Annotated in this window: 19 protein-coding genes and 2 pseudogenes; 2 read left to right on the forward strand and 19 right to left on the reverse strand. The window is 40.6% G+C overall.

The features are described from left to right. The 11 genes and pseudogenes from NON16_RS18680 to NON16_RS18730 all read right to left on the reverse strand — a co-directional run. A partial coding sequence (locus tag NON16_RS18680; RefSeq protein WP_257350946.1) for a transposase occupies nucleotides 1-1,037 on the reverse strand: 1,037 nt, incomplete at its 3' end. A gap of 230 nt (nucleotides 1,038-1,267) precedes the next feature. Further along, nucleotides 1,268-1,636, reverse strand: coding sequence for a hypothetical protein (locus tag NON16_RS18685; protein WP_257350947.1), 369 nt, complete (start codon nucleotides 1,634-1,636; stop codon nucleotides 1,268-1,270). A 14-nt stretch (nucleotides 1,637-1,650) separates the two neighbouring features. Further along, nucleotides 1,651-2,052: pseudogene (locus NON16_RS18690) on the reverse strand (ATP-binding cassette domain-containing protein); the annotation flags it as partial. A 55-nt stretch (nucleotides 2,053-2,107) separates the two neighbouring features. Then, nucleotides 2,108-3,877, reverse strand: coding sequence for a sigma-54 interaction domain-containing protein (locus tag NON16_RS18695; RefSeq protein WP_257350948.1), 1,770 nt, complete (start codon nucleotides 3,875-3,877; stop codon nucleotides 2,108-2,110). Nucleotides 3,878-3,898: 21 nt separating this feature from the next. After that, a complete protein-coding gene (locus NON16_RS18700; protein ID WP_257350949.1) occupies nucleotides 3,899-5,848 on the reverse strand; it encodes an oxidoreductase in 1,950 nt (649 codons plus the stop codon). 3 nt (nucleotides 5,849-5,851) lie between these two features. Beyond that, on the reverse strand, nucleotides 5,852-6,592 hold the full coding sequence (locus NON16_RS18705) for a (Fe-S)-binding protein (RefSeq protein ID WP_257350950.1): 741 nt from the start codon (nucleotides 6,590-6,592) through the stop codon (nucleotides 5,852-5,854). Next, complete coding sequence (locus tag NON16_RS18710) at nucleotides 6,592-7,839, reverse strand: 4Fe-4S dicluster domain-containing protein (protein WP_257350951.1); 1,248 nt, start codon at nucleotides 7,837-7,839, stop codon at nucleotides 6,592-6,594. Before NON16_RS18710 ends, NON16_RS18705 begins: the two co-directional genes overlap by 1 nt. A 6-nt stretch (nucleotides 7,840-7,845) precedes the next feature. After that, nucleotides 7,846-8,661 (reverse strand): adenine nucleotide alpha hydrolase family protein, encoded by an 816-nt coding sequence (locus NON16_RS18715; RefSeq protein WP_257350952.1) that lies wholly within the window; start codon nucleotides 8,659-8,661, stop codon nucleotides 7,846-7,848. Further along, nucleotides 8,627-9,625, reverse strand: coding sequence for an electron transfer flavoprotein subunit alpha/FixB family protein (locus tag NON16_RS18720; RefSeq protein WP_257350953.1), 999 nt, complete (start codon nucleotides 9,623-9,625; stop codon nucleotides 8,627-8,629). Before NON16_RS18720 ends, NON16_RS18715 begins: the two co-directional genes overlap by 35 nt. A 13-nt stretch (nucleotides 9,626-9,638) precedes the next feature. Then, nucleotides 9,639-11,243 (reverse strand): sodium:solute symporter family protein, encoded by a 1,605-nt coding sequence (locus tag NON16_RS18725; protein ID WP_257350954.1) that lies wholly within the window; start codon nucleotides 11,241-11,243, stop codon nucleotides 9,639-9,641. Beyond that, complete coding sequence (locus tag NON16_RS18730) at nucleotides 11,243-11,389, reverse strand: hypothetical protein (protein WP_257350955.1); 147 nt, start codon at nucleotides 11,387-11,389, stop codon at nucleotides 11,243-11,245. Before NON16_RS18730 ends, NON16_RS18725 begins: the two co-directional genes overlap by 1 nt. Before the next feature lie 472 nt (nucleotides 11,390-11,861). On the opposite strand from NON16_RS18730, the gene nhaC reads away from it, so the two are divergent. Together nhaC and NON16_RS18740 are read left to right on the forward strand one after the other, a co-directional pair. Continuing rightward, a complete protein-coding gene (nhaC, locus tag NON16_RS18735) occupies nucleotides 11,862-13,289 on the forward strand; it encodes a Na+/H+ antiporter NhaC (protein ID WP_257350956.1) in 1,428 nt (475 codons plus the stop codon). 120 nt (nucleotides 13,290-13,409) lie between these two features. Continuing rightward, on the forward strand, nucleotides 13,410-14,285 hold the full coding sequence (locus tag NON16_RS18740) for an MBL fold metallo-hydrolase (protein WP_257350957.1): 876 nt from the start codon (nucleotides 13,410-13,412) through the stop codon (nucleotides 14,283-14,285). Between the two features lie 116 nt (nucleotides 14,286-14,401). Here NON16_RS18740 and purU read toward each other — a convergent pair whose 3' ends face one another. The 8 genes and pseudogenes from purU to aspA all read right to left on the reverse strand — a co-directional run bounded on the left by purU (nucleotide 14,402) and on the right by aspA (nucleotide 25,838). Further along, nucleotides 14,402-15,301, reverse strand: a complete 900-nt coding sequence (gene purU, locus NON16_RS18745) for a formyltetrahydrofolate deformylase (protein ID WP_257350958.1) — start codon at nucleotides 15,299-15,301, stop codon at nucleotides 14,402-14,404. 468 nt (nucleotides 15,302-15,769) lie between these two features. Beyond that, nucleotides 15,770-16,339, reverse strand: a pseudogene (locus tag NON16_RS18750) (alanine dehydrogenase); the annotation flags it as partial. Next, the gene (locus NON16_RS18755; RefSeq protein WP_257350959.1) at nucleotides 16,340-17,821 is read right to left on the reverse strand and encodes an aldehyde dehydrogenase family protein; all 1,482 of its coding nucleotides are present in this window, start codon (nucleotides 17,819-17,821) and stop codon (nucleotides 16,340-16,342) included. 84 nt (nucleotides 17,822-17,905) lie between these two features. Further along, a complete protein-coding gene (locus NON16_RS18760; protein WP_257350960.1) occupies nucleotides 17,906-19,285 on the reverse strand; it encodes an aminotransferase family protein in 1,380 nt (459 codons plus the stop codon). Nucleotides 19,286-19,501: 216 nt separating this feature from the next. Then, the gene (locus NON16_RS18765; protein WP_257350961.1) at nucleotides 19,502-20,887 is read right to left on the reverse strand and encodes a purine-cytosine permease family protein; all 1,386 of its coding nucleotides are present in this window, start codon (nucleotides 20,885-20,887) and stop codon (nucleotides 19,502-19,504) included. A 143-nt stretch (nucleotides 20,888-21,030) separates the two neighbouring features. Continuing rightward, nucleotides 21,031-22,674, reverse strand: coding sequence for an amidohydrolase (locus NON16_RS18770; RefSeq protein WP_257350962.1), 1,644 nt, complete (start codon nucleotides 22,672-22,674; stop codon nucleotides 21,031-21,033). Nucleotides 22,675-22,755: 81 nt separating this feature from the next. Then, a complete protein-coding gene (locus NON16_RS18775; RefSeq protein WP_257350963.1) occupies nucleotides 22,756-24,159 on the reverse strand; it encodes an APC family permease in 1,404 nt (467 codons plus the stop codon). Nucleotides 24,160-24,413: 254 nt separating this feature from the next. After that, nucleotides 24,414-25,838, reverse strand: a complete 1,425-nt coding sequence (gene aspA, locus NON16_RS18780; protein ID WP_372508848.1) for an aspartate ammonia-lyase — start codon at nucleotides 25,836-25,838, stop codon at nucleotides 24,414-24,416. Between the last annotated feature and the right edge of the window lie 162 nt (nucleotides 25,839-26,000).

The raw sequence follows: 26,000 nt of genomic DNA on the forward strand, positions 1-26,000 counted from the left end.
AAGGCAAGATTCACAATCGTATGGCTCGCTTTATGAAACAAATCTTTGAGTTTTCGGTATCGGATTTGGTGTAAGCGTTCCAATCGTCTTGAGGTGTGGGCTCCTTCTTTCGGGGCTTTTCCATGACGAAGAATGGCTCTGTAATGAGCTACTTGCTTATTGTAATAGTGGTTGATCGATTTGATCCGATTCCCCTTTATGAGGAAGGGTGATGCACCTGTATTGGTCACCCCGGAAACGAGATTGGTGATCCCCAGGTCAAGGGCCATGATGTTACCAGTTGGGGATGGCTTGGACTGGTTCACTTCTTCTCTTCTGAACACGAGTTCCACAACATATTGACCATACTTCGGGATCACCCGAACCTGCATCAGTTTTCCAAATCCGCCTAGCTTCCCGATATTCAATCGGTCTTTGGTTTTCGGGAACTTTAAGTATTTGGACGCTTTAATGACACAGTCTTGGTTGGTAAAAAGGACTTCTTTTTCTAAAGAACGACAGTAGTTGGGAATGCGTGGTCTCGCCTTGTACTTTTCAGGATGAAGTTTGTAGTCTTTCAAACTGGCATAAAAACTTTTCCAGTTTTGAAACACCGTTTTCATGACCCATTGACTGCTTTGGGTGGGCAAAGCAAGATAATCGGGCTGTTTAATGACAAGAAATAAGCTATTTAAGAAGTTATAATGGACATAGGGGCGTTCCCTAGTAGGAGCTTGAAACAGATGACAAGTTACCTTTTTCTGCTGATCAACAGGTTTTGTCTTTTCTTTTACGAGTCTCCCCTGAAAGGCGTTCCGTTGTTGGTTATTCATCTTGTCCAAATTTCGATGAATGGTTTCCAGTACTTCTGTTTGGAGTGGATGCAACGCTTTTTCATTTGTTAGGCCGGTATACACTTGGCGGATAAAAAAATGGACCACATTATGCATGTTCTTGGCGTTTTGGCAGGACGCTTGAAAATAGCGATACAACCGATGCCCTGGCTTTATCCAGATTTGTTGCGTGGTGTATGCCACTGTGGGACATTGTATTGCCATTTGAATCACCTCCTTTTCGAATCAGAACGTTCGTTCCCCTTGATTGTATCACAGAATCGAGAACAGTGGAAGTCGGATTTAAGGATGGTAGACACCAACTCGGGTCGAAGTCGATTCACCCCCGCCCTACTCATTGGGCACTGTCTTTTCGTTCCTTGAGGATGGGGTACTCTCGACTTTATTGATAGATTCCATCCTGATACTTTTGAATTCTTTAATTGAACTAGAATTCAAAGTTTGAAATGTAAAAGAAAGTGTGGTTTACTTTCTACAACTTCTTTTTCAAGCTTTTTATGGACAGTGACTATTTCATCATGTACATCAAATTCATGTGCTCTAAGAAATTGATCAATTTCGTCAGGAAACTTATCATTTACTTTGATGTTTACGTTAGGAATGTTCACATAAGCAGGCTCCTCAATTATGTTAGAAATCAGCTCCTTCATTTCCTCAGTTGTTAGTTTATTTGTATCTTCTATCGTTACGAATTTTTCACCATTCACTACTTTCACCTTGTTATAAAGATCAAGGCTTTTATCCTCATTAGAAGAATGTACCTTTTGGTTATCCGAAGCTTTCACATCTTGAGAATAATCCATAATATGTCCTCCGTCTCACGTGAAAATAAATCAAGTCCGTTACAAGGTTCGTCTAAAATTAATATATGTGGATCTGCCATTAATCCTCTTGCGATTAGTAGTTTTTGTTTTATGATTACTTCTTGCGCAAGATCTGTCTTATATAGTTTCTCTTGCAAAGATGAACTAACCCAACCAATTGATTTCCTTAATTCTAGTAAGCTTGTAGCACCAAAACGTTCACCGAGGACATTTACAGTTCCAGTTGTCGGCCATACGTACCCGTTAATGATATTAAGTAACGTCGTCTTTCCTGAACCATTCAATCCTAATAATGCCCAATGCTCCCCCTTTCTGACTTGCTAGTTTACGTTTGTAAGTAATTTCGCATTTCCCCGTTGCCATGATATATTTTTTAAGTCAATTACGTATTCCATGGTAGTGTCTCCCTTTATCCTAAAATACCTGGCTGTCCTAAGCAATAATCATGTATCACGCATCTTTTGAAATTACTTCCTCGTTATTCAATCCGTATTTGTGTAATTTTCGTATAATCGTCGTCTGGTTTACTTCCAGTGCTGTTGCCATCTTCCGTGAGGTCCTATATTTTTCCCTGGCTGTACAAAGAAGTTGCCTTTCAATGCGTTCGACAGCTTCTTTAAGAGGCATAATGCCTTGAATAGCTAAATGAGAAGTATCATCTTCATTTTTCATTTGGGCCGGAAGTTGGCTGACAAACACCATTTCCTCATTCGAAGTTACAACAAGCTGCTCAATCATATTTTCAAGCTCCCGCACATTTCCTGGCCAATCATATGACTGAAAGGAAGCGATAACTCCATCTGATAAGAGCAATCTGTGGTTGTATTTTTTATTAAAATGCACGAGAAATTTTTCTGCTAAAACGAGGATATCTTCCCGACGACTGCGTAGGGGTGGTATGTTAAGCGGTACCACATGAAGACGGTAATATAAATCCTCCCGGAAAAGGTTTTTTCCCACTAGTTCCTTCAGGTTCCTATTAGTAGCAGAAATAATACGGGTGTTCACTCGCTTCAAATGATGGCTACCAACCCTCTTGAAAACTTTATCTTGAACGAGCTGCAGCAGCTTGACTTGAAGGTCCATTGGAAGCTCACCGATCTCATCGAGAAACAAGGTTCCCCCATCAGCCGCTTCAACCAAACCGGTTTTTCCTTTCGAATGAGCCCCTGTAAAAGAACCTGCTTCATACCCAAACAGCTCCGCTTCGATAAGGGAAGCAGGTATCGCCCCACAATTCACATGTATGAATTCCTTATCCTTTCTTAAGCTGGTTTCGTGAATTAGCTTCGCGATAAGCCCTTTTCCCACGCCTGATTCTCCCTGAATCAGGACAGTGGAGTCAGTAGGAGCGATTTTCTCTGCCATGTCAATAAGTTCAAGCATCTTATGCGATTCGGTAAATAAAATTCCGTTCTTTAATTTTTTTTGCTTTGACTTCGCCTGACCCAGCAGAGACTGTGCTTCTGCCAGCTTATACTTCAGCTCAACAAGTTCTGTAATGTCCCGTGAATTGGTAATTACCTTGATAATACAGCCTTCACTGCCAAAAATCGGGGTACCGGTAGCAACTATTTTCGCACCGCCTGGATAATTTTGCTGAGCAGAGACCGTTTTGCGCTTTTTGAGAACTTCAATCGTTACGCTATTATTAATTAGTCCTTTTTTCTCAAGGTCATAAATACTCTTTCCTATAAAGCGCTCTTTCGGAAGACCTGTCATTTTTTTGCACGCCTCTGAAACAAACAGTACATGGCCTTTTCCATCCGTGACAAAAATTTCATCGTGAGAGGAATGAAGAATCTGTTCTAATCCTTTTGCCTTTTCTTCCATCCTGTTAACTTCCTCTTTTAGTAGATTGTTCAAGTTCGCTAAGCTTTCGACCTGCTTTTCTTTCCGCAGTATTTCTATGTCACAACTTGAAAAGACGTAGAAAACGTCCTGCTCCGAATAAATATAGTAGGCCGTTTCTGACAGATGGATGGATTCAACCTCCGCCATGGTTGACAATCGTCGGCAATTAGAATTCATAGACATACCAACCGGGGAATTTCCCCCGTATAGAGTCGTTCCCCGCCAGTACTCCGCTTCAGTAATGATGCCAACAGCCCTTCTTAGACTGTCGACAATAACCGCCGGCAGCTTGTTTAAATCAACCAGGCTTCTTACTTCCTTAAGAGGCATATCGCTTATTATCGTTGGTGTTTCCTGCTTATTCACTTTCCTGACCTCCTTCTTTTCTTAGAGGCTGGCTGCATATTCGAAGCCTTCTAGAATGGCTTCCTCTACCGTTCTTGGAACCATACAATCTCCAATCCTACTAAGGTTGGGAAGTTCTTCGCGGATCTTTTCATACAACCCTATATTCTGGATATGACCTACAGCCAGTATCAGCGTATCAGCCTCTTTTTCAAGTTCCTGACCAGTAAAAATGTTTTCAAACACTGCTTTGTCCGGTTCTGCTCTTAATAGTTTATTTTGGGGCACGACCGAAACCCCCTTAAGCGCTAACCGGGTAAGCAGCATATCCCGTACATACTGTTGAAGGGAATAACCCGCATGAATGGAATTCGTTACCAGCTCCACTTGATGGCCTTTTTCCGCAAGGTAGAGAGCAGTTCCAATACCCGGCATATCCCCTTTCCAATCCGCAATGATCACTTTTTTTCCCGGTTCAAATTTCTGATCAAGTACGTCCCACACTGTTGTGACATGCGCTAGGCCGAGCCCTTCAGCCTCAGGATAGTAGGGAATGGCTCCCGTTGCCAAAATCACTTCATCCGCTTCTGCTTCTCTCAATAGAGCAGGGGTCACTTCTGTATTCAACTGAACATTCACCCGATAATAATCGAGTTCTCTTTTTAAATTCGGAATAAGCTCGCCGAATTCCTCTCTCATAGGGATCTTTCGCGCTATCTTGACCTGACCGCCAAGCTCATCCGTTTTTTCATACAATGTAACACTATGGCCCCGTTCTGCCGCAATAACAGCCGCTTTCATTCCTGCTGGTCCTCCACCGACGATAACTACCTTTTTTCGTTTTTCGGCTTTCGGCATAACAGAATATTCCTGCTCTCTCCCAGTGACAGGATTCTGGAGGCAGCTTATTGGGATATTCAGATGCATATGTCCTATGCACGCTTGATTACAACCGATACAGACTCTGATCCTGTCAAATTCCTCCCGGAAGGCTTTATTCGGAAGATGTGGGTCACAAATCATCGCACGAGTCATCGCTACCATATCAGCCTGACCGTTAGCTAAAACCTTTTCTCCGATAACGGGGTCGTTAATTCGTGAACCAACCATTACCGGAATGGATACTGCTTCCCGGACTCTTCCTGCATACGGTGCAAAATGTGCAGGTGGGATTGTCGCAGGTGGAACGATAAAGATCGAGCTTGCGAGTGTTGCAGAGCTTCCTCCGATTAAATTGAAATAATCCAGCCCTCCAATCTCCGTATCAATGTATTTCAAGATTTCGATAACTTCATCGAAAGTGGCTCCTTCTTTCTCAAAGTCGTCCACGCTCAACCGTAATCCCACTGTAAAATCCGAACCTGTCTTGCTGCGCACAGCCGCAACTGTCTCCGCTAAAAAACGAAGGCGATTTTCTAAAGATCCTCCGTATTCATCTTCCCTGTGGTTTAAGCGCGGTGACCAGAATTGGCTCGGAAGGTATCCGTGTGAAGCGACTATTTCGGCTCCGTCAAGCCCGCCATTTTTTACCCGTAAAGCCGTAGCCGCATACCCCTCGATAATGTCCCTGATCTCCATTTTTTCAAGGGCTTTCGGCATGACGCCGAATCGGTCCGCCGGAACCGTTGACGGCGCTACAGCCACCGATGTTCCAGAAGGAAAGATTTCCCTGCCTGGATGAAATAATTGAACGAACATTTTACTACCGAAATCATGTACAGCCTTCCCCAGTTTTTTGTAATAAGGAATGATGTCATCTGTATAGGCACTAACCGTATTGGAAGTAAACGCCGCTGATGGATGGACGGCGTTCGCTTCCATGATGATTAAACCTGCTCCACCCTTTGCCCGCTCCCGGTGATAAGCAATCATTTGATCAGTCGGGAGCCCGTCTTTCACATACGTGGTCATATGGCCGGTACTTAAGATTCGATTTTTCACAACTGTATTTCCAATCTTCTGTGGTTTAAATAAATAGTTGAACGTTCCCATGGGTTATTTTCGCTCCTCTGTTAAATCGTTGACGATTTCGGCGATATCACGCGAAAAATAATTCGTCCCTTTTTCCTGATTAATCGCACCGATTGCTTCTTCCATCATGACGAGACAGAACGGGCAGCCGGTAGCAGTGGTGGACGCTCCAGTCGCCACCGCTTCCTTTGCTCTGAGATTGTTAATTTTCTCACCCCGACTCACATCTTGAAACATCATCCCTCCGCCTGCTCCGCAGCAGAGCGACTGGTCTTTCGTATGCTCCATTTCCTTAATCTCATAACCAAGAATTTCAAGAATGCTGCGCGGCTCTTCATAAATCCCGTTCTGACGGCCAAGATAACACGGGTCATGGTAAGTAATAATTTCACACCGCTCAGCCTGTGGGGCTATTAACCGCCCTGACTGAATCAATCTGTATATAAATGTGGTATAATGGGTCACCTCAAATTGCCCGCCAAGCTTTGGATATTCATTTTTAAACATATTGAAGCAGTGCGGACACGTTGTTACGATCGAGGTAACTCCGTGTTCATTTAACGTTTGAATATTGGATGATGCTAGATTTTGATAAAGGTCCTCATCTCCCATCCTCCGGGCAATATCGCCCGTACATTTCTCTTCATTTCCCAGAATAGCAAAGCTGACGTTTGCTTTTTTCATAATCTCGGAAAATGCAACCGCAATTCGTTTTAATCTCATATCGTAAGACGCTGCGCAGCCTACCCAAAATAAAACTTCCATTAGTTTGCCTCCTTCTTTTTGCTTTGACGGGGCTGTAAAACCGGGATATCCAACCCATTTGTCCAATTTTCTCTTGATGACCAAGGGGAACCCCAGATGTTATGGTCATTTTCTGTGTGAATCAGTGCTTCTTCTGCATTTGGATTCAAAAGCTCTTCTGGTAGAGCACCTCGCCTCATCGCAAGGATTAAGTCAATATGATTAATGGATACCGGACAGGCTTCCACACACGCTCCGCAAGTCGTGCACGCTTTAAGTTCTTCAGATGAGATAAAAGAAGCAATGACTTTGTTTTCTTCCATATTGTCACGAATTTTCATTATGATATTGCGAGGCGCCAACTCTTTGCCACTGAGATGGGCCGGGCACAAATTGTCGCATCTGCCGCATTCAGTACAGGCATCTGTGCTTAAAAGTTGCAAATTAGTGAAATCATACAGTTTGCTGACTGACTTAGATTCTCCAACGGATATTGCCCCGTTCACTTCCGCCTCAAAATCGCCAGTACGTTTAACGGGAGAGATCAAAATATTTACCGGAGCTGTAAAAATATGAAACAGCTTTGTATAAGGCATAATTGCTATGAAAGCAAATACGAGTATGGCATGACTCATCCACCATACTAAATACGTATCACGGTTAAATAACAGACTCCCTTCAAACCCCTTGCTCAGTAAATAGCCAACAGGAGACCAGTGGCCATAGGTAATATTGGTTTCACTTATTCGAATTCCTTCAATGACATAACCACCTGCAGCAATTAATAAAAATAGAATCAATAGAGCGTAATCTGTTCTCTTCTGGAGCATCCGTGTTCGTTGCCTTTTTCCACGAATATAAAGAAAAGCTAACAGCCCGATGATAAACACCATACCGAACACATCAAGAACAAGCTCATAGATTAAATAAAATACTCCTTGCAAAATGGGAATGCCAAAATCATGATCAATAAAAACAAGCACTGTTCCAATAAATAAAACGACAAAACCATAGGCCATCATCTTATGCATCGTGCCTGTCAACTTATCCCTTTGAAGCTTTGTCTGGCGGATGGCGATACGGATGAAATAAGCAAAATTATTTTTAACCGTATCCCAGCTAATTTTTTCTTTCCTTCCCTTATTCCAAAGACGGTACCGTCGATAGAATCCGTAACAGAAAATAAGGATCGCTATTCCCGCAAGTACATACAGCAGCAACTGCATGGTAAACGTAATGTTCCAGAATGTGTCTCTTCTAATTTCCATCGTTCACTACTCCTTCAACCACTTTACGAGCCGTTCTGCCGTGAAATAAAGGTGTGCCTTCGACAGATGATCCGTTTGTTTTTGTAAATTGTTTGAATTATTGGATTGGCTGGCAAAGCCCATGATATTCAATAAACGTAATTGAGGTATCTCTTCTGATGGCGTATCAGCGTACCAAATATTCGGTTCAGGAGCCTCTATTCTCCGAACTGCCTCAGGTTTGCTCAGCTGTCGTTTTACTTCAATCATTGTGAAATCAGGAGCAGATCTTCCCCGGTGATATCTTAGCTTGCTGATATGTGAGGTGACACTTACAGCCGCTGGAAGCTGAATCGTAAACTCCTGTAACGAGCCACGCTCTTCCTTCCGTAAGGCGGTCAGCTGTCCATTTGGCTTCCCTTCTAGTTGATAAACTGCTGTTAAAACCCCAATCCCAAGCTCATAAGAAAGCAAAGGCAGCAATGCGCAGCTATGTTCATCTTCCGTTTCATAACCGGATAGAATTAAGCTGTACGATTCATTTTTTAGTAAATCCGAAATAAACGCTGCATCTTCTTTCTCGGACCCGTTAGATGGAATCCTGAAGCAACGTTGAATTCCAAAATTCGCAAGCTTATTCTCTTCGGACGCTTCCTCTTCCTTTTTTAGAATCAGCACATCTACTAGTGCATCGGCTTTCAGCTTGTATTCCCGTGTCCATTGAAGAGCGTGTAAATCCGATTTGTTATAGGAGTTCCTCTGATAAATTAGCTTCCTGTCTTCATAACTCCATTGGATTGATTTCTGCTCATACACCTGCCGCAGTATAACCAATATCCTCAATATTCTTCACCCCGTCTCCGTTCTTCAAAGCTGCTATTAGCTGTGGCAGTACATTCTCATACCGGCTGATAATGCCAATATCGCACCGTTTAAAGATTGGAGCTGCCGCATCATTATTAATGGCCAGCACATGTTTGACGTTTTTTATCCCTTCAAGATGCTGGGAGGAACCCGAAATTCCGATGGCAATATAAATATCCGCTTCAGCGATTGTAATGCCGCTCGATCCGATCCGCCTCTCTCTCGGGATTAACTGAAGTTCATCAGCGACCTTGCTTCCCCCAATCGGTGCGTTCAGTACTTCTGCCAGTATCTCGATTTGATCGAGAGCTGGGGTTTGATATACGCCTCGGCCAATGCCAATTACACAGGAAGCTTCAGTCAAACCGATTTCTTTCCAGCTCAATTGTTTATTTTTGATAAACTGAATGGAATCGTTTTTCGGAACATTTAAATCCAGATGCCTTATCGATACCGGTCTTTTTGAAGACGTCTTGTAATAATTGAGAAAGGCTGGATCGATTGAAATGTAATTTGAACAGGAAGCATACTCATACGTACAGGCCTTTCCTCCATATAGTTCCCGCTTAACAATGAGCCGGTCGTTATCCATGGTTATATCCATGGCCTGGTTAATAATCGTGCTACCTGAACGCGCGGCAAGTCCAACGGTGATTTCATTTGTAAGCGGTGAACTAGTGAATAAAAAAGGACCTTCCTTAGATAATTCCCTTTGAAACGAACTTATCGCTTGAATATGGCAGGACGAAACGGGCCACTCTCGCTCAGATAAACGGATCATGACCATTTCATCGCAATCCAATCGAATGTCTTCTTCTTGTATCCCGCAGTGAACTACCAGCGCTGTAACTTGAGAGCTCAACTTTCTTGCCTTCGCCAGCAACCCGTGTGCTGAATGTTTTACAGCTAGTCCCTCTTTTAGTGGAATATAGCAGATAACCAATTGTCTCTCCTCCTTACAAAGCCAGGGTTACCGGCCAATAATAGAAAATCAGCGTCAGTGCAATGACAACAACACCGCTCCCTATCAATAAATAGGGATAACGTTCCGTTACTTTCTGATCGGTTGAATCAAGCTCTTCTTCCGGAAGCTGTCTAATTTTCATATAAAATAAGCGCTCTTCCTGAGAGACACTGCTAAATTTCGAAATAATGATGATCGTAACAATACTAAGGATAAACCCAATGATCGCGGGATGAAGATAAACTGGCAGTGTGACACCTACAGCATTTATCGATTCCCCAAATACGACTCCCATAAAGCCAAGAATGATGCTCCAGAACGCTGCTGTTTTTGTAACCGTTTTCGAATAGACGCTAAAAAAAGCAACAGGTCCCCAAGAAGCTGCAAAGAGAGTTGCGGCAAAATAACCGATCCACATAACGGCTGGTGGCTGCCAGAATGTGATAAGCAGAATAATCACGCTTACTCCCATCATTGATAAACGGCTGATTCTCAAAATTTGTTTATTGGATATCTGTCCATCCCTTGCTTTTGGCAGTAAATCCTGCGTCACACTGTTACCTATAAGCTGCAGAAAGGTAGAACAGGAAGATATCGCGGCGGCTAAAATCCCGCTGACTGCAATGACGCCAATCCAGGTTGGGATCAGGTTCTGTGCTGCCCAGATAAAGACTTTCTCCGAAGGAACAATATCTGGATTTTTAATCGCCACAAGGGACGTGCCGATTTGTAGAAATAAATAAAGGACAATTAAAGAGATCATAGCGATAATACCTGAGCGGATGGCAACGTGTTCATTTTTCGCCATTAAATATCTGCTCGTCTGCCAAGGTGAGACTGCAATGACAAATCCCCAAACAACGCCCATAATAATTGCCCAGGCAAGCGCTTCACCTGGAGTTCCCATATAAGCTTCGGCTCCAGTTAATCCGTGCCAGCTGAGCATGTCAGGCCGGGATTCAAGTGAAGATCCCTCGATAATAGCGCCTGGCCAACCACCCACGCTTTTAATAATCAAAGGAATCGATATAAACGTTGCAATTGAAAACAGAAGGAACATAAAGGTATCTGTTACCAATACGCCTCGTGCACCTGATAATATCGTAAAAGAAGAATAAACGATCCACATTATAACCAGCGCAATCCAATACTTGATACCGAGAATTTCAGATAATAGCACGGCTCCACCCTGTGTAACCGCTATAAGATAGGCAGAAACGCCAATAATTGTGGTAATAGCAGTCAAACTTCTTACTTTATTCGAATTAAAGCGCTTACCAAAATATTCAGGAACCGTAAGCGCCTTGCTCCGCCTTAAATACCTTCCAAAGAACAGCACACCGAATACATAACCACTTGCGTTAAAAATCGTCAGAATTAGTAGTAAAATCGGATAGCCGTCATAGGAAAAGCCCACTTCCCCCATAAACGCTACCGTACTTAAAAAGGAAGCGACAAGTGACCCTGTAATCAAGAAGGTCCCGGCATTTCTACCGCTGACATAATACTCTTCAACATTGGAAACTTTTTTAGACAACCCGATACCAATTAACACAAATATAAGAAAGGAAATTAAAATACCAATTGAAAAAGCCATTAGTTCACCTCTTTCTTATTTAACATTTTGAATTCGCTCGTTTGTTGTGTTAAAGAACGGGTAGATTTTGATACCATCACTTTTGACACAACTCCTGCAATAATTAGAGCTCCCCCATAACTGATTGAAAAAATTAATTCACCCATACATATCCCCCTTTTTGTATTGATGTGACTATGTACTGCAATAATTATGCCAATTCAATTTACATGGAATACATTGAATATTCAAAAATCATATTTTTTATTACGAACACATTTCGCATCATTTTTGCTTGGAATTTATTATTTACCTGGTTTCAACTGAACACATATTGCATCAAGAGATGCAATATGTGTTCAGTTATAGGAAGCTTGTTGAGATAAGGTCCACTAATGGATTTTAAAGTCGTTTTACTTCGGAGGGGAAGGAGTTAGGGTTTGATTAAGTATCACAATTGTATTTTCTTTATCATACAAAAGCATTTGAGCTCTATATTCCACTATTGCGCTAAAATTTTTAATATTATAATATTGGTATACACAAATTTATGAAGGAGTAGCAAGGAATGTGGGGGTTTTTTCGGAAATTGATGTTTTTTGTTACTCTCTGTTTTTAAAAATGAAGGAGGATTTTTTGATGGATGTAAAACGGCCGACTTTTCTTCAAGCGCTCATTCCGCTTTTGATTTTGACTGTTGCGGCGGCATTGTCAATTTTTGTGTGGAAGGCAGGAATGTTTGTACCGTTATTTGCAGGGGTAACAGCAACGGCAATTCTCGGTGTTTTCCTTGGTTTTAAATGGAGTGAACTTGAAAAGTTTCTGATGGAAGGTGTGTCTCGGGCACTTACCTCAGTATTTATTTTGATGCTTATCGGAACCATTGTCGGGACATGGATTCTAAGTGGTGTGATCCCAACATTAATCTATTACGGTCTATCATTAATTAGCCCCGAAGTCTTTGTACCAACAGTTGCTCTTGCGACTGGAATTCTATCAATGGCGCTCGGAAGTTCTTTCACATCAATCGCTACATTAGGGCTCGCTTTTATGGCGGTCGGCCAAAGCATGGGTTTTCCTCCCGCCCTTGTTGCAGGGGCTGTTATTTCGGGAGCCTTTCTAGGAGATAAATTATCTCCTCTCTCAGATACGACGAATGTAGCTCCGGCTATGGTAGATACAGATTTGTTCAGCCATGTTCGGCACATGATGTGGGATACAATTCCGGCGTTTCTCATTTCGCTCATACTCTATTGGTTTTTAGGGCTCCGGTTTACAGCTGTTACGGAGGGGATTCAAGATGTACAAGTTGTGATGAATGCATTGGATAAGACGTTTACAATTCACCCATTATTATTAATCTTGCCTTTATTCACCATCATTGTCATGGTCAAACGATGGCCTGCTACTCCTTCTTTGATGCTAATTAGCTTTCTAGGCGGAATAACGGCGGTCATTGTTCAAGGCAGTACATTGACCGAAATGGTTGTTGCCATGACAAGTGGATACTCGGGAGAAACCGGGGTCAAATCAATTGATACGCTTTTGCAGCGCGGCGGGATTATTTCGATGTTGAATACGGTCGGTTTAGTAATCGCTGCAACTGCTCTTGGTGGCATTCTCGAGGGGACGGGGGCTTTTAAAGCGATAACAGGCGTATTTATCACCAAAGTTCAGAGAACCGGATCTTTGATTTTATCGACGCTTGTCTCGACGTTTGTCATTGGTTTCGCCAGTGGCGCACAATTCTTGGCCGTGATTCTCCCGGCACGTTCTTTTGTACAAACATACAAAGAACGGGGTTTGGACACGAAGAATTTGTCGCGATGTGTAGAAGCGGCAGGAACCGTTGGCATAAACTTAATCCCCTGGAGTGTGCCAGCAGTGTTTGCGGCAGGAATGTTGAACGTTTCTCCTCACCAGTTTATTCCGTATATCTTTTTCGCTTTTCTTGTACCTTTGATTAATGCCATATACGGTTACACTGGCTTTACCATTGCTAAAAAAACGTATGACATAAAAACGTCCAATCAATCATTGCCATCCACACGGGATGTATCGATGTAGGTGGATTTAGAAAAACGCTTGTGTGTCTATCTAAGGGATGAGAAGGGAGCGCTTAGGTTTTATAAAATTGACAGAAGTGCAATTTATGCTTAAGTTACAAAAAAGGAGTGGTTCTGTTAGATGCAAACGAAAGTTATTGTAAAAGTATTAGGAACAGCACAGGACGGGGGAGTTCCGCATCCAAATTGTTCTTGTGAGCACTGTCAACTTTCTGATCACCGACCGGAGCTAAGACGGTTGGCAAGCTCTTTAGCGATAATTCTTCCAGATTTGAAGAAATGGCATCTTGTTGATGCAACCCCGGATATGCGCGAGCAACTGACATTTCTTAAGAGAAGTCACCCTGAATTAGGATTAATGGACAGTGTGCTCTTGACCCACGCACACATTGGGCATTATACAGGGTTAATGTTTCTTGGGAAGGAGGTTATTTCGACGAAACATTTACCCGTTTATGCTGGGCAGGAGATGCAAGACTTTCTTGCAAGCCATGCCCCATGGAAACAGCTTGTAGACTTGCAAAATATCAACCTCGAATCGATTTGGCCGGATGAAGTACTGGTACTCGATAACGCGGTGAAGGTTACACCACTTCAAGTACCTCATCGTAATGAGTATGCGAAAACGTTTGGATTTGTGATCTCGGGAAAAGTAAAGAAATTATTATACATACCCGATATCGATCGATGGGAACAATGGGATCGAGATTTACAGGAAATTTCCTCAAGTGTGGATTATTGTTTGGTGGATGGGACCTTTTTTTCAGAACAAGAGCTGACAGATGCGGGACGAGATTACAAGCATATTCCGCACCCACTGATGTCGACGACAATGGATTTGCTAGCCAATCTTGTTCAAAATAGTAAAACAAAAGTATATTTTACTCACTTCAATCATACAAACCCGGCCGTGAATCCAGATAGCGATGTAACAGCCATGATTAGGAGTAAAGGATTTGAGATAGCCGAAGAGGGCATGGAATTTCAGCTGTCTTGATTGACCAGCATGGGGAAATAGCAGTATGCAAATTATTCATCTAAAAAAGTCAAAACTCATAAAAGACCCTTATGTAGCGTAGACTCATAAGGGCTTGTAAATCAAAAACAGTATATTTAAAAAAAGACTACTGTTTTATTTTTGTGTGTAATTACTCGATCTTCTAAATGCCAAGCTACAGCTCTTGCTAAGACACTTCGTTCAATGGATCTTCCCAATCTTTTTAAATCCTCAGCATTGTGTTTATGGTTCACACGTAGAACGTCCTGTTCGATGATAGGCCCTTCGTCTAAATCATTTGTCACATAATGTGAGGTTGCTCCAATAATTTTTACTCCTCTTTCGTAGGCTCTCTCATAAGGTTTAGCACCTACAAAAGCAGGTAAAAATGAATGATGAATATTGATAATTCGCTCGGGTTGACTACTGACAAACGTCGGTGAAAGGATTTGCATGTAGCGTGCCAACACAGAAACATCTATCTCATGTTCCTCAAGAAGTTTTAATTGTTTTTGTTCTGCCTCGTTTTTAGTTTCCTTTGTCACAGGAATATGATAAAAAGGGATGCCTAATTGTTCTACTGTTGGACCAAGGTCAGGATGGTTGCTGATAACTACGGCAATATCAGCTACTAGCTCTCCTGCTTGCCATTGCCACAAAAGTTCCATTAGACAATGGTCTTGACGAGAAACGAATATAGCCATTTTTTTGATATCATAAGCATATGCAAAATGCCAATCCATCCTGAACCGGTCGCCGATAACAGAAAAGTCCTCTTCTAGTTTTTCCTCTTCCAGAAGATTAGGCAAAGTAAATTCTATTCGCATAAAAAAGAGCCCGCCTTCTGGATCCATCGTATATTGATCAGATTGTACGATATTCGCACCATGCTCATAGAGAAATTTCGAAACGGCTGCGACGATACCTTTCTGGTCTGGACAAGATATCAACAGTCTTGCACGGTCTTGGTTATTTTGTCGAAATAATTCTATTTTTCTATGTCTTAAATCATTCATGTTTACCTCCAACGGATTTATGTTCTTTTAAATACTATACTTACTTTGATTGTTAAATTCAATTTATACTATAAGTGTGTGTTCAAAAGGAGGACAAAAAGAGCCGAGAAGTTCGAGACGCGAAAATCTCAAGGACCGGAACGTATGCTATTAATACGTGAGGACCGGAGAGATCGAGCAACGAAGAAATTCGACAGCTATTTTTACCGGACTTTTTGAACATCCTCTATAACTAAGAAGGAAGAGTTCTTACATCAAGCCTACGGTCATCTTGTTAATATGTAGCTTTAGCAACTGTAGCTCTAATCTCCTTTTGCAGAATAAATAACCGAAAGCGTTAAACCAACGCATCCCGGTTATTTGTACTTCTAATCGTTATCAGCCTCTACAGTATTCTTTAGGAAGGGGTCTACAATAATTTATTACGAGTCTTTTATTCTACCAAAAACCTGAACATGAATTTTTCCCTTATATAGAAACTAATTCTTTCTCCAAAGCCTTCTCCACAGCCACATACTCGTTACCAAGGTCTTTAGCCACGGTTTCATATGTAATTTCACCATTTGCTGTGTTTACTCCAAGTTTTAAGGCTTCATTTTCGGAGATCGCCTTGAAAACACCTTTGTTTGCTATTTGTAATCCATAAGGAATAGTTACATTTGTTAGTGCAATGGTAGAAGTTCTTGGAACCGCCCCAGGCATGTTGGCGACTGCGTAATGAACGACACCGTATTTTTCATATGTTGGACTGTCATGTGTGGTAATATGATTGATCGTCTCGACTATTCCGCCTTGATCTATCGCCACGTCAATGATGACAGAACCTGGTTTCATTGTTTTGACCATTTCTTCTGTTACAAGTTTAGGAGCTTTTGCACCAGGAATTAATACCGCACCGACTAAAAGATCTGCTTCTTCAACTGCTTCTGCAATGTTGAATGGATTTGACATTAACGTTTTGATTTGGTTGCTGAAAATATCGTCTAATTGACGTAAACGGTCGGCACTTAAGTCGATGATCGTAACATCTGCACCTACTTAGTCTAGATTTACCCATACACTTTTCACTTCAGTATAACTTTCTAAAGCATAGGCACTTAAATCTCTGCCAAATCCCGACTGTTTATATCCCCCAAATGGAGAAGCTGGGTCGAGTGCATCATAACAATTAATCCATACACTTCCTGATTTTAATTGATTAGCAACTTTGTGTGCCGTTTTCACATTCTCTGTCCAGATACCTGCACCTAATCCATATGGCGAGTTATTCGACCGTTCAATTACTTCTTCTACCGTATTGTAAGGCATAACTACAACCACTGGACCGAAGATTTCTTCTTTTGCAATCGTCATATGCTCTTTGACATCGACAAATATGGTTGGCTCAATAAAGAAACCTGTATCCAATTTTCCACCACCAGTTACTACCTTTGCTCCTTCTTTTTTACCAATATTAATATATTCAAACACGCGATCTTGCTGTCTTTTAGACACAAGCGGACCCATTCCGGTCTGTTCATCCAATCCATTTCCAAGCTTAAGGTTTCGAGCAAGAGAAACCATTCCATTAACCACATCATTAAATTGGTCTTTATGAACGTAAACTCTTGAACCGGCACTGCAAACTTCCCCTTGATTAAACATGATGCCGTTAAACACGCCAGGAATCGCTTTTGATAGGTCCGCATCTGGGAGGACAATATTAGGAGACTTTCCGCCGAGTTCAAGTGTCAAACGTTTCATTGTGTCAGCGGCTTTTTTCATTATTTGTTTCCCGATAGCCGTGGAACCGGTGAACGAAATTTTATCTACATCTGGATGTTCCACTATAGCATTACCAGCCGTTGCTCCATATCCAGGAACAATGTTAACGACACCAGGTGGAAAACCTGCTTTTTCAACAAGTTCTGCAAAATATAAAGCGGATAACGGAGTCTGTTCAGCTGGCTTTAAAACAACAGTACAGCCGGCAGCTAACGCGGGAGCAACTTTCCATGAAACCATATTGATTGGGAAGTTCCAAGGGATTATTTGTCCAACTACTCCAACTGGTTCATGACGTGTATAATTTAAGAAAGGCCCTGAAACAGGAATGGTTTGTCCCATATTCTTCGTTGCCCAGCCTGCAAAATAACGAAACTGTTCGATTGTACCAGGTAAATCAACGGCTCGTGCTTCATTTATGGGCTTCCCATTGTCTAAAGAATCTAACTGAGCCAGCGCTTCTTGATGTTCTTCTATGAGATCAGCTAGTTTATAAATTAATCTTGCTCTTTCTGCAGCGCTCATTTTTGACCATGGTCCATCTTCAAAAGCTTTTTTTGCCGCCTTTACTGCCAGATTAATATCTATTTCTTCTGCTTCATAGACGCTGGCTAATACATCGCCTGTAGCTGGATTGTAAGTATCTAACGTTTTAGATGAAAAGGATTCTACAAATTCTCCATTTATATACAGTTTTTTGGTTCCCTTTAAAAACTCACTAACCTTACTGTTTAATTCAAGCAATTGGCTCGCCAATAAAATCCCTCCAAGTCTAAAAATAACATGTCAGAGATCTAGCTAAAATCCAAAAAGTTCTCTGACATGCTGATATTCATGTACTTACTTTACTGTTTTTTCAAATGCAGTAACTGCATCATCAATAATATTGATCATTTCTTGAATTTCTTCTTTATTGATGATAAGCGGTGGAGCAATGGCAACAATATCTTTACCTTTTTCAAAATCAGCTGCTCTTAAAATTAATTTGCTCTTGAAGCACTGATCTACAACAAACGAAGCTGGTTTGACTGACTCAGCGAATGGTAAATCTGCATCACGGTCTTGCTGAAGTTCAAATCCGGCGAGCAAGCCCACTGCTCTGGTTTTTGTGAAATAACGGTGTTTATCTGTTAAATAGTCAAAGCCTTTTTTCAACTCTTTTTCCATGTTGTTAACGTTATTTAGAATTTTGTCGCGTTCGAGAATTTCAATCGTCTTTAATCCAACGGCACAAGCGGTAGGATGTCCGCTATATGTAAATCCATGACCTAAAATCTGATCATATTGAACGATTGCATCTCTGATTTCTTTATTAATTAGAACTCCGCCCAGTTGAGCATAACCACTTGTAATTCCTTTTGCTACACACATGATATCTGGTACAATATCCCAGTTATCTACACCGAACATTTTTCCAGTACGTCCAAATCCGCAAATGACTTCATCAGAAATCATTAGGATATCATTTTCTTCACAGAGAGCTTTTACGGCTTTTAAATAACCGTCTGGTGAGACATGAATTCCTCCTGCACCTTGGATTGGTTCAAGGATGACGGCAGCGATAGTTTCTGCTCCCTCTTTCTCGATAACGTCACGAATACATCCTTCATAGTTCGGATCATTCTTATCGCCCAACTCACAATTTGTTAAATGGGACTTTGCTCTTACCATGTCTGCATCCCTTGAGCCTGCAAAGCTATGGAAAGCATCGATACCTGTAGCTGTTCCGGCTGAAACCGTTGCACCATGGTAGCTACGGCTAATCGAAACAATTTTTTTCTTTGTTGGACGATCCTTTAACTTCCAATAGAAACGTGCCAATTTAAATGCTGTATCATTTGATTCTGAGCCCCCAGATGTAAAGAAAACTGCACTTAAATCTCCAGGCGCGACGGAAACTACTTTTTCTGCTAAGCGCACAGCTTTTTCATTGGAGTATCCATAAAATGAGGAGCTGTAAGCAAGGGTAGACATTTGGTCATAAGCAGCCTGTGCAAGTTCCTTGTTTCCGTGTCCTAAGTTGACGTTCCAAAGCATGGAAGCGCCATCAATATACGTATCACCCTTAATGTCTGTTACACGGATCCCTTTTCCTCCATGAAAAATAATTTTTGGACCGTTTTCGATGAATTCTTTAGGTACAGTTGTTGGATGCAAGTAATGCGATTTGTCTGCTTCAATTAAACGTTCAATCTTTGATAATGTTTGAGAGAAAACCATGATCACATACCTCCTAATTTAATAAATTGTAACAAGACGAACTGTTTCTGCTTTTTAAACTAATGTATTATATATAAGGAACACTTAAAGAAATATTCCTTATATATAAGGTACAAAATATTTTGACTTTTGTCAATAATATAATACTTGTTTTTTTGTTTCTGTTAATAAAAAGTCATTCGTCTTTTCATTACTCGCCTAAGACCATTACATATTTCAGGTAAGTGAGTGTTCAGAGTTACTTTCTGCTTTAATAATCTTTAAGTACATAGACTTTTTCATCGGATAGTAATAAAGCAACAACGGAACTGTCAATCCCACGACCCAGGCTATATCCACCCCATTTAAAGCTTGGGCAATCGGGCCAATGTATAATTCAGAATTAATAAATGGAATTTCGACAAGGACAGAAACAGTGTAGGCAAAAATAGCGATCCAATTATATTTTCCGTATTCTCCATTTAAATCAAAGAGTGCCTTTATATCATATTTTCCATGGCGAAGAAGATAATAATCTATTAAATTAATCGTAGTCCATGGGAACATCAGGTACGAGAGAAATAGAATAAAGATCGTAAAGTTGTGTAAAAATTCACCATTCCCCCAAATTGCTAAAATTGTTCCAATGGTTAAACTAGCAAACAGCAGTAAGAATCGGTTTTTGAATGATCCCTTTATATGGATAAAAGTATCCAATATCGTAGTAATAGACATAAACGCACCATAAAGGTTAAAGACATTTGTTGCTAATATACCTAGAATAATTATGACATATATAAGAATGGAATATTGAGCACTAACTAATTGTGCGATATTGAGACTCGCATTATCCAAAAAATTAGGTATTCCAACTGCTAATACACAACCTAATATCATCATCCACACAGTGCTGAGTACAGTTCCAGCATACGTGTAAAAAAAGGTTTTAGTAGATGAAGTTTCTTTTGGGAGATACCGAGAATAATCTGCAACATATGGTGCATACACCAATTGCCATGCCGCAAAAATGCTTACACTTAATAAAAAGACAGGGAGGTCAACTGGACTCGGGGACCAACTATCGACAGGCAGAGGGAGCCTAAATGCAATGACGGATACAAATAGGTACACAACGGCAAACAAGATTGACAAATACTTTTCTAAACTGTGAATCAAATCATATCCAATAAGGGCAATGACGAATGATCCAATGCTTATTAAGAGAATTCCCCAGTTCATTGGAAGGGAAAATGCACCAACTGCAGCTTGAGCACCTAAGACTGCATTACTGGCAAAGAAGCCGACATACATAAAAATGACGATAATAATAGGAATGATCGCACCAATTGTACCAAATTGTGCGCGGCTCTGAATCATCTGAGGTATACCTAGCACAGGCCCTTGTGCGGAATGGGAAGCCATGAAAATTGCACCGACCAGGTTTCCTAAAAGAATGGCTGCAACACTCCAAAATAGATTTAGACCGAACACAACGGCAAGAGCACCAGTCACAACCGTAAGAATTTGCATATTAGCACCGAACCAAATTGTAAACAAGCTACGAGCATTGCCATGTCTTTCATTCTCTGGAATATGTTCTATAAAATGTTTTTCAACCTTCATAGGTTCTCCCCTTTTCATATATGATTGCTGAAAATTGCAAAATTTCAGTACACCTTATGTCGTACAAAACCTACTACTTAGTGCATGTACAAAAGCTAATCCATGTAAAGATGTGGACCTCTTTTTATAAATCAGCTGAGCATTCAGACCGGTATTCTTTTTCCAGAGACATTTTGTTCATGAACAACCTCTCCATCAACAATGGTTAATTTTACTTTTGTATTTAAAATCTCTTCAGCATTTATCTTAAATAAATTGTTATTAAGTACAACGATATCTGCTAGCTTGCCAACCTCAAGCGTTCCTAATTCATCCTCCCTAAAATTCCCGTAAGCACCGCCAAGTGTGTACGCACGTAAAGCTTCTGCGAGAGAAATTTTTTCTTCTGGAAACCATCCACCCTCAGGTTCACCATCACTATGAACTCTAGTAACCGCTCGGTACAAACCGTACATTGGATTTAAACTCACCACTGGAAAATCACTTCCAAACGCTATGGTTGCACCGCGATTCATCAGTGTTTTAATCGGCCAATAGGGGGCTCTTTCTGGTCCTAATCGGGAAGGATACGTGTTTTCTGCAAATGTTTTAAATAAGGCAATATGTTCCGGTTGCATTGAGGGAAGAACTCCAAGCTTAGAAAACCTATCCAAATCATTTGGAGTAACCGTTTCGACATGCTCAATTGTATGTCTTGAATTTCTTGTTCCATTTGAGTACTGTGCCGCTTCATAACAATCTAACCCCAAACGTATAGCTCCGTCCCCACAAGCATGGAGCCTAATCCTAAATCCTTCTTTATCTGCTTCTGTCACCCACCTTTTTACAACCTCTGGAGGTATTAAAGTATCTCCATTTGTTGTAGGATCATCATAGTACGGATCAACAAAATAAGCTGTGTATGTTGCAGGAATTCCATCTAAAAATTGTTTCAAACCAGAGAATCTTATCTTCCCAGAGTTATATTTCTCACGTAGTTTTTTAACATTATCCAATTTGCCATTTAATGCAGAAATGATGTCTATCCTTACAGATAACTTCCCATCATTCTCAAATTTTTCGTAAGTATCCAAATATCCCATATCGTATCCCGGAAGATATAATATATCACTGACAGAGGTTACTCCATATTTGGCTGCTTTTTCTAAGAAACCTTGGAAAATATTTGTACGTTTTTCCAAGGGAATATTAAAAGCGGTTTTTGCTAATCCGACTGCTGTTTCATCTAGTACTCCAGTTGGTTCTCCATTTTCATCCTTTATTATTTTTCCAAAAGGCGGATCTTGCGTATCGCGATTTATTCCTAATACTTCAAGCGCCTTACTGTTTAACCAAGCCGCATGTAAATCCGAATTTAGTAAGCAAACAGGTTGATCTGGGAATACTCTATCCAACGAAGAACGATGCGGCAACTCTGAACTTAGCCAAAACACATGATACCAACTAAACCCTAAAATCCATTGACTTTTATCATTTTCCTCAACAAAATTTTTGAGAATTTCTACTGCTTCGTGTTCCGAGGTAGCATAGCTTAAATCGGCATAATGTTGAAACAGACTCCCCATTGATAGATGAATGTGAAAATCATTAAAACCTGCCATAATGAGTTCATCCTCAAAATCATATCTTTTTGTTTCAATACCAATAAATTGTTCGATCTCTTTTTCTGAGCCAATTGCAACAATTCTATTCCCTTTAATGGCAATCGTTGCTTTTTTTGGCTCTTCCTCTATTCCAGTGAATACTGAGTTACTTGAAAGTACAATATCTGCTCGTATTGAAGGCATCATAAGCTCCCTTTCTAGATTTTCATATAATTAAAGCTAAACTTGCTTATTCTTGAAAATAACGATTGAAAGGTAAATAGTTTAACTGCTTATTTTTTCCTTTGTTTGAGGGGATTCATTGTCTGTTTGATCAAGAAGATCTTCTATCGGAGTAGTTTCAAATAATTTCTTTTTCATAATAAACTTTACCCAACATACAGAATAAACGATTGTTAATCCTAAAAATATAAAGGTGAATTTGTATATTTCAGCTTTAATTATCGGATCCGGATAGATGTTGAACATGATGTAAAGCATTCCTAAAATACCTATTATTTGAAATGTATATCCAAAAGGCGATTTGAACCCCCTTTTCGCATTTGGGTATTTTATTCGTAAAATAATAACATTTAAGTGAGCTACAATATAAGCAATCATCCAGCATATACAACCAGCTAAAATAAAGGTTGTTAAGGAGGAGCTGTTTGTAATCCCCATTAGTAAGAAAGCAACGAAGAGAACACACAAGAATAGGATTGCTGCCCAAGGAGTTCCCCAACGGTTAAGTTTGCCAAACACCTTGGGCATTTGTCCTTCCAGAGCCATTGCATAAAGCATCCGTGCTATTGAACTGATTAAGGTATTTAAAGTACTTGAAGTTGCAAGGATGGTAACGATCCCCATCCAAATCAGCCCTTTTTCACCTAAAATCGCTTTTGCTGCATCTACATGAGGTGAGGCTGATCCCGCTAAACGATCTAATGGTGCATGCTTGATAGAAGCATACCCAAAAACCATATCTGCAATAAAAATGATAACCAAACCTAAAATCATTGATAACGGAATGTAGACTTTTGGCTTTTTAATTTCTTCTGCCAAAGGGGTTACAAATTCGACTCCGACAAAAAGCCAAAAAGCAAGCGCCGTCAAACTTAGTACACCCCAGCCCATAGGGTTAAATTCTATTGGATTTGATACTGCTTCTCCTCCACCGACCCCTGATAGTCCGATAATTCCAAGAACCACTGTAGAGGCAATCAAAAGGGTAGTTAATACCATTTGCGTCCAGCTAAATATTTGTATCCCAAACAAGTTTAAAAAACCAAGAAGAGTCACGACAATTATGGCTATGACAATGGGGTTAACCCCGACAGAAAATACTTCATTGAATACAATTCCCGATATGGCGGCTTCTGCGCTACCCGCAAAAATAGTAACGAGCACATAGCCAGTGATAACCGCCACCATCCCGACAAATGGTCCCATTGCAGGAAGTGTATAGTGATTTAACCCCCCAGCCCGAGGAACCATTCCTGACAGTTCGGCAAAAGAAAACGCAACACAAAAATTTAGAAATAGTGCAAAAACCATAGCAATAACAAACCCTTTACCACCAATACCAAATCCTTGCCCCAAAGACACCATAGCACTTGAACTTACTACAATACCGACAGCCGTTGCAACTGCTCCCCATAGCCCTATAGATCTTATTAACTGTTTAGCCAATGTTTAAATCCTCCCTTTTTAAAAATCTTATCAATCCATTGAAAACGCTTTCAATTTAAATTGTCTATCAGTATAAAACACCTCTTATATTTCGTGAATCTTATTAGTCATCCTCCTCTCCGATGAACCTTCTTTATACACTTTCCCACTGTTCTAATTTCTATCGGTAAATATCCTTAAGTATTCCTTAAATGAAATATACAAATAATCCTTTAGGATGTCAATTATATTTTTGAATATTTAGAAACTTAAAATTACTCTCTATCTAAAAGAGTAGCGCCAGCTATCCCCGGCTGGGTCATCACATATGGATTTAAAATAAGATCTAATTCTTCTTCTCTTAAAACATCATACTTTATGCATAATTTACGAACAGATTTTCCACTTATATATGCTTCTCTTGCAATTCGGGCAACAATATCGTAGCCGAGGTGAGGATTTACTGCTGTGATAATTCCTACGCTCCTTTCTACATATTCTTTTAGGAGCGCTTCATTTGCTTCAATACCTGCCAAACAATACTCAGTAAAGGAGCGGAATCCGTTATTCATCATACTGATGGATTGAAGCAGGTTAAAGACTAATACGGGCTCCATTACATTCAATTCAAATTGGCCCGTTTCAGAAGCAAGACAGATTGTATGGTCGTTTCCAATTACCTGGAATGCAATTTGATTGATAAGCTCTGCCATGACAGGATTTACTTTTCCAGGCATGATAGATGAACCTGGCTGACGAGCAGGGAGAGTAATCTCGGCTAACCCGGTACGTGGACCTGACGCCATTAATCGCAGGTCATTGGCAATTTTCGACATATTGATCATACAAACTTTTAATACAGCTGAAACTTCGACATACGCGTCCGTGTTCTGCGTCGCATCGACAAGGTGTTCTGCATTTACCAATGGTAATCCACTAAGTTCTGCTAGGTATTTTACTACTCCCTTAATATAATGTGGGTCTGCGTTTAATCCTGTCCCCACGGCAGTTGCACCCATATTGACTTCATATAAATGCTTGCGCGATTGCTGTATACGTTTTATATCCCGTTCAAGGACCCTGCTGTACGCTTCAAATTCTTGTCCCAGTCGAATCGGTACGGCATCTTGGAGATGGGTACGCCCCATTTTGATAACGTGTTCAAACTGCCCCGCTTTTGTTTTGAATACCTTGTGCATATCATTCATCGTCTCAAGTAACTTTGCCATTAACTTCAATGCTGAAATATGGATGGCCGTTGGGAATACATCGTTGGTGGATTGTGACATATTCACATGATTATTTGGACTTAAATGATTATAAGAGCCCTTTTCATAGCCAAGTAATTCAAGAGCACGATTAGCAATTACTTCATTTGCATTCATATTCATCGACGTCCCTGCTCCACCTTGGATTGGATCAACAATGAACTGATCATTCCATCTACCTTCAATCATTTCGTCCGCTGCTTGACAGATAGCATTACCAATTCCATTGTACAAGCGTTTCGTATCCATATTGGCTAAAGCAGCTGCTTTTTTCACCATAGCTAATGCTTGAATTAAGTCTTCATGGATACGATATCCTGTAATAGGAAAGTTCTCGACAGCACGTAATGTTTGAATACCATAATAGGCGTCAGACGGTACTTCTTTTTCTCCTAAGAAATCTTTTTCGATTCGTAATTTATCCTTTATCAAGTTCATTTCACCTTCTTTATTAAAAACAGGCATCTATTTACGAAAACCAAGCTAAGATAGGAAATGTGGCGTACAAGATTCTAACATTTTCACCGTAGGGACTATGGGCAGAGCCTGCTAAATAACTGGAGGTTACGTGGTGTTCGCAGGAATTCCCCACTT

The sequence above is a fragment of the Pseudalkalibacillus decolorationis genome (assembly GCF_024609785.1).
Classification (GTDB): domain Bacteria; phylum Bacillota; class Bacilli; order Bacillales; family Fictibacillaceae; genus Pseudalkalibacillus; species Pseudalkalibacillus decolorationis.

Bases quoted from the DNA above. Each gene is read 5' to 3' on its own strand.
- NON16_RS18685 (WP_257350947.1), bottom strand. From the start codon at position 1,636: ATGGATTATTCTCAAGATGTGAAAGCTTCGGATAACCAAAAGGTACAT.
- NON16_RS18760 (WP_257350960.1), bottom strand. From the start codon at position 19,285: ATGGTTTTCTCTCAAACATTATCAAAGATTGAACGTTTAATTGAAGCA.
- NON16_RS18730 (WP_257350955.1), bottom strand. From the start codon at position 11,389: ATGGGTGAATTAATTTTTTCAATCAGTTATGGGGGAGCTCTAATTATT.
- NON16_RS18770 (WP_257350962.1), bottom strand. From the start codon at position 22,674: ATGCCTTCAATACGAGCAGATATTGTACTTTCAAGTAACTCAGTATTC.
- NON16_RS18765 (WP_257350961.1), bottom strand. From the start codon at position 20,887: ATGAAGGTTGAAAAACATTTTATAGAACATATTCCAGAGAATGAAAGA.
- NON16_RS18700 (WP_257350949.1), bottom strand. From the start codon at position 5,848: ATGGGAACGTTCAACTATTTATTTAAACCACAGAAGATTGGAAATACA.
- purU (WP_257350958.1), bottom strand. From the start codon at position 15,301: ATGAATGATTTAAGACATAGAAAAATAGAATTATTTCGACAAAATAAC.
- NON16_RS18710 (WP_257350951.1), bottom strand. From the start codon at position 7,839: ATGGAAATTAGAAGAGACACATTCTGGAACATTACGTTTACCATGCAG.
- NON16_RS18725 (WP_257350954.1), bottom strand. From the start codon at position 11,243: ATGGCTTTTTCAATTGGTATTTTAATTTCCTTTCTTATATTTGTGTTA.
- NON16_RS18705 (WP_257350950.1), bottom strand. From the start codon at position 6,592: ATGGAAGTTTTATTTTGGGTAGGCTGCGCAGCGTCTTACGATATGAGA.
- NON16_RS18740 (WP_257350957.1), top strand. From the start codon at position 13,410: ATGCAAACGAAAGTTATTGTAAAAGTATTAGGAACAGCACAGGACGGG.
- nhaC (WP_257350956.1), top strand. From the start codon at position 11,862: ATGGATGTAAAACGGCCGACTTTTCTTCAAGCGCTCATTCCGCTTTTG.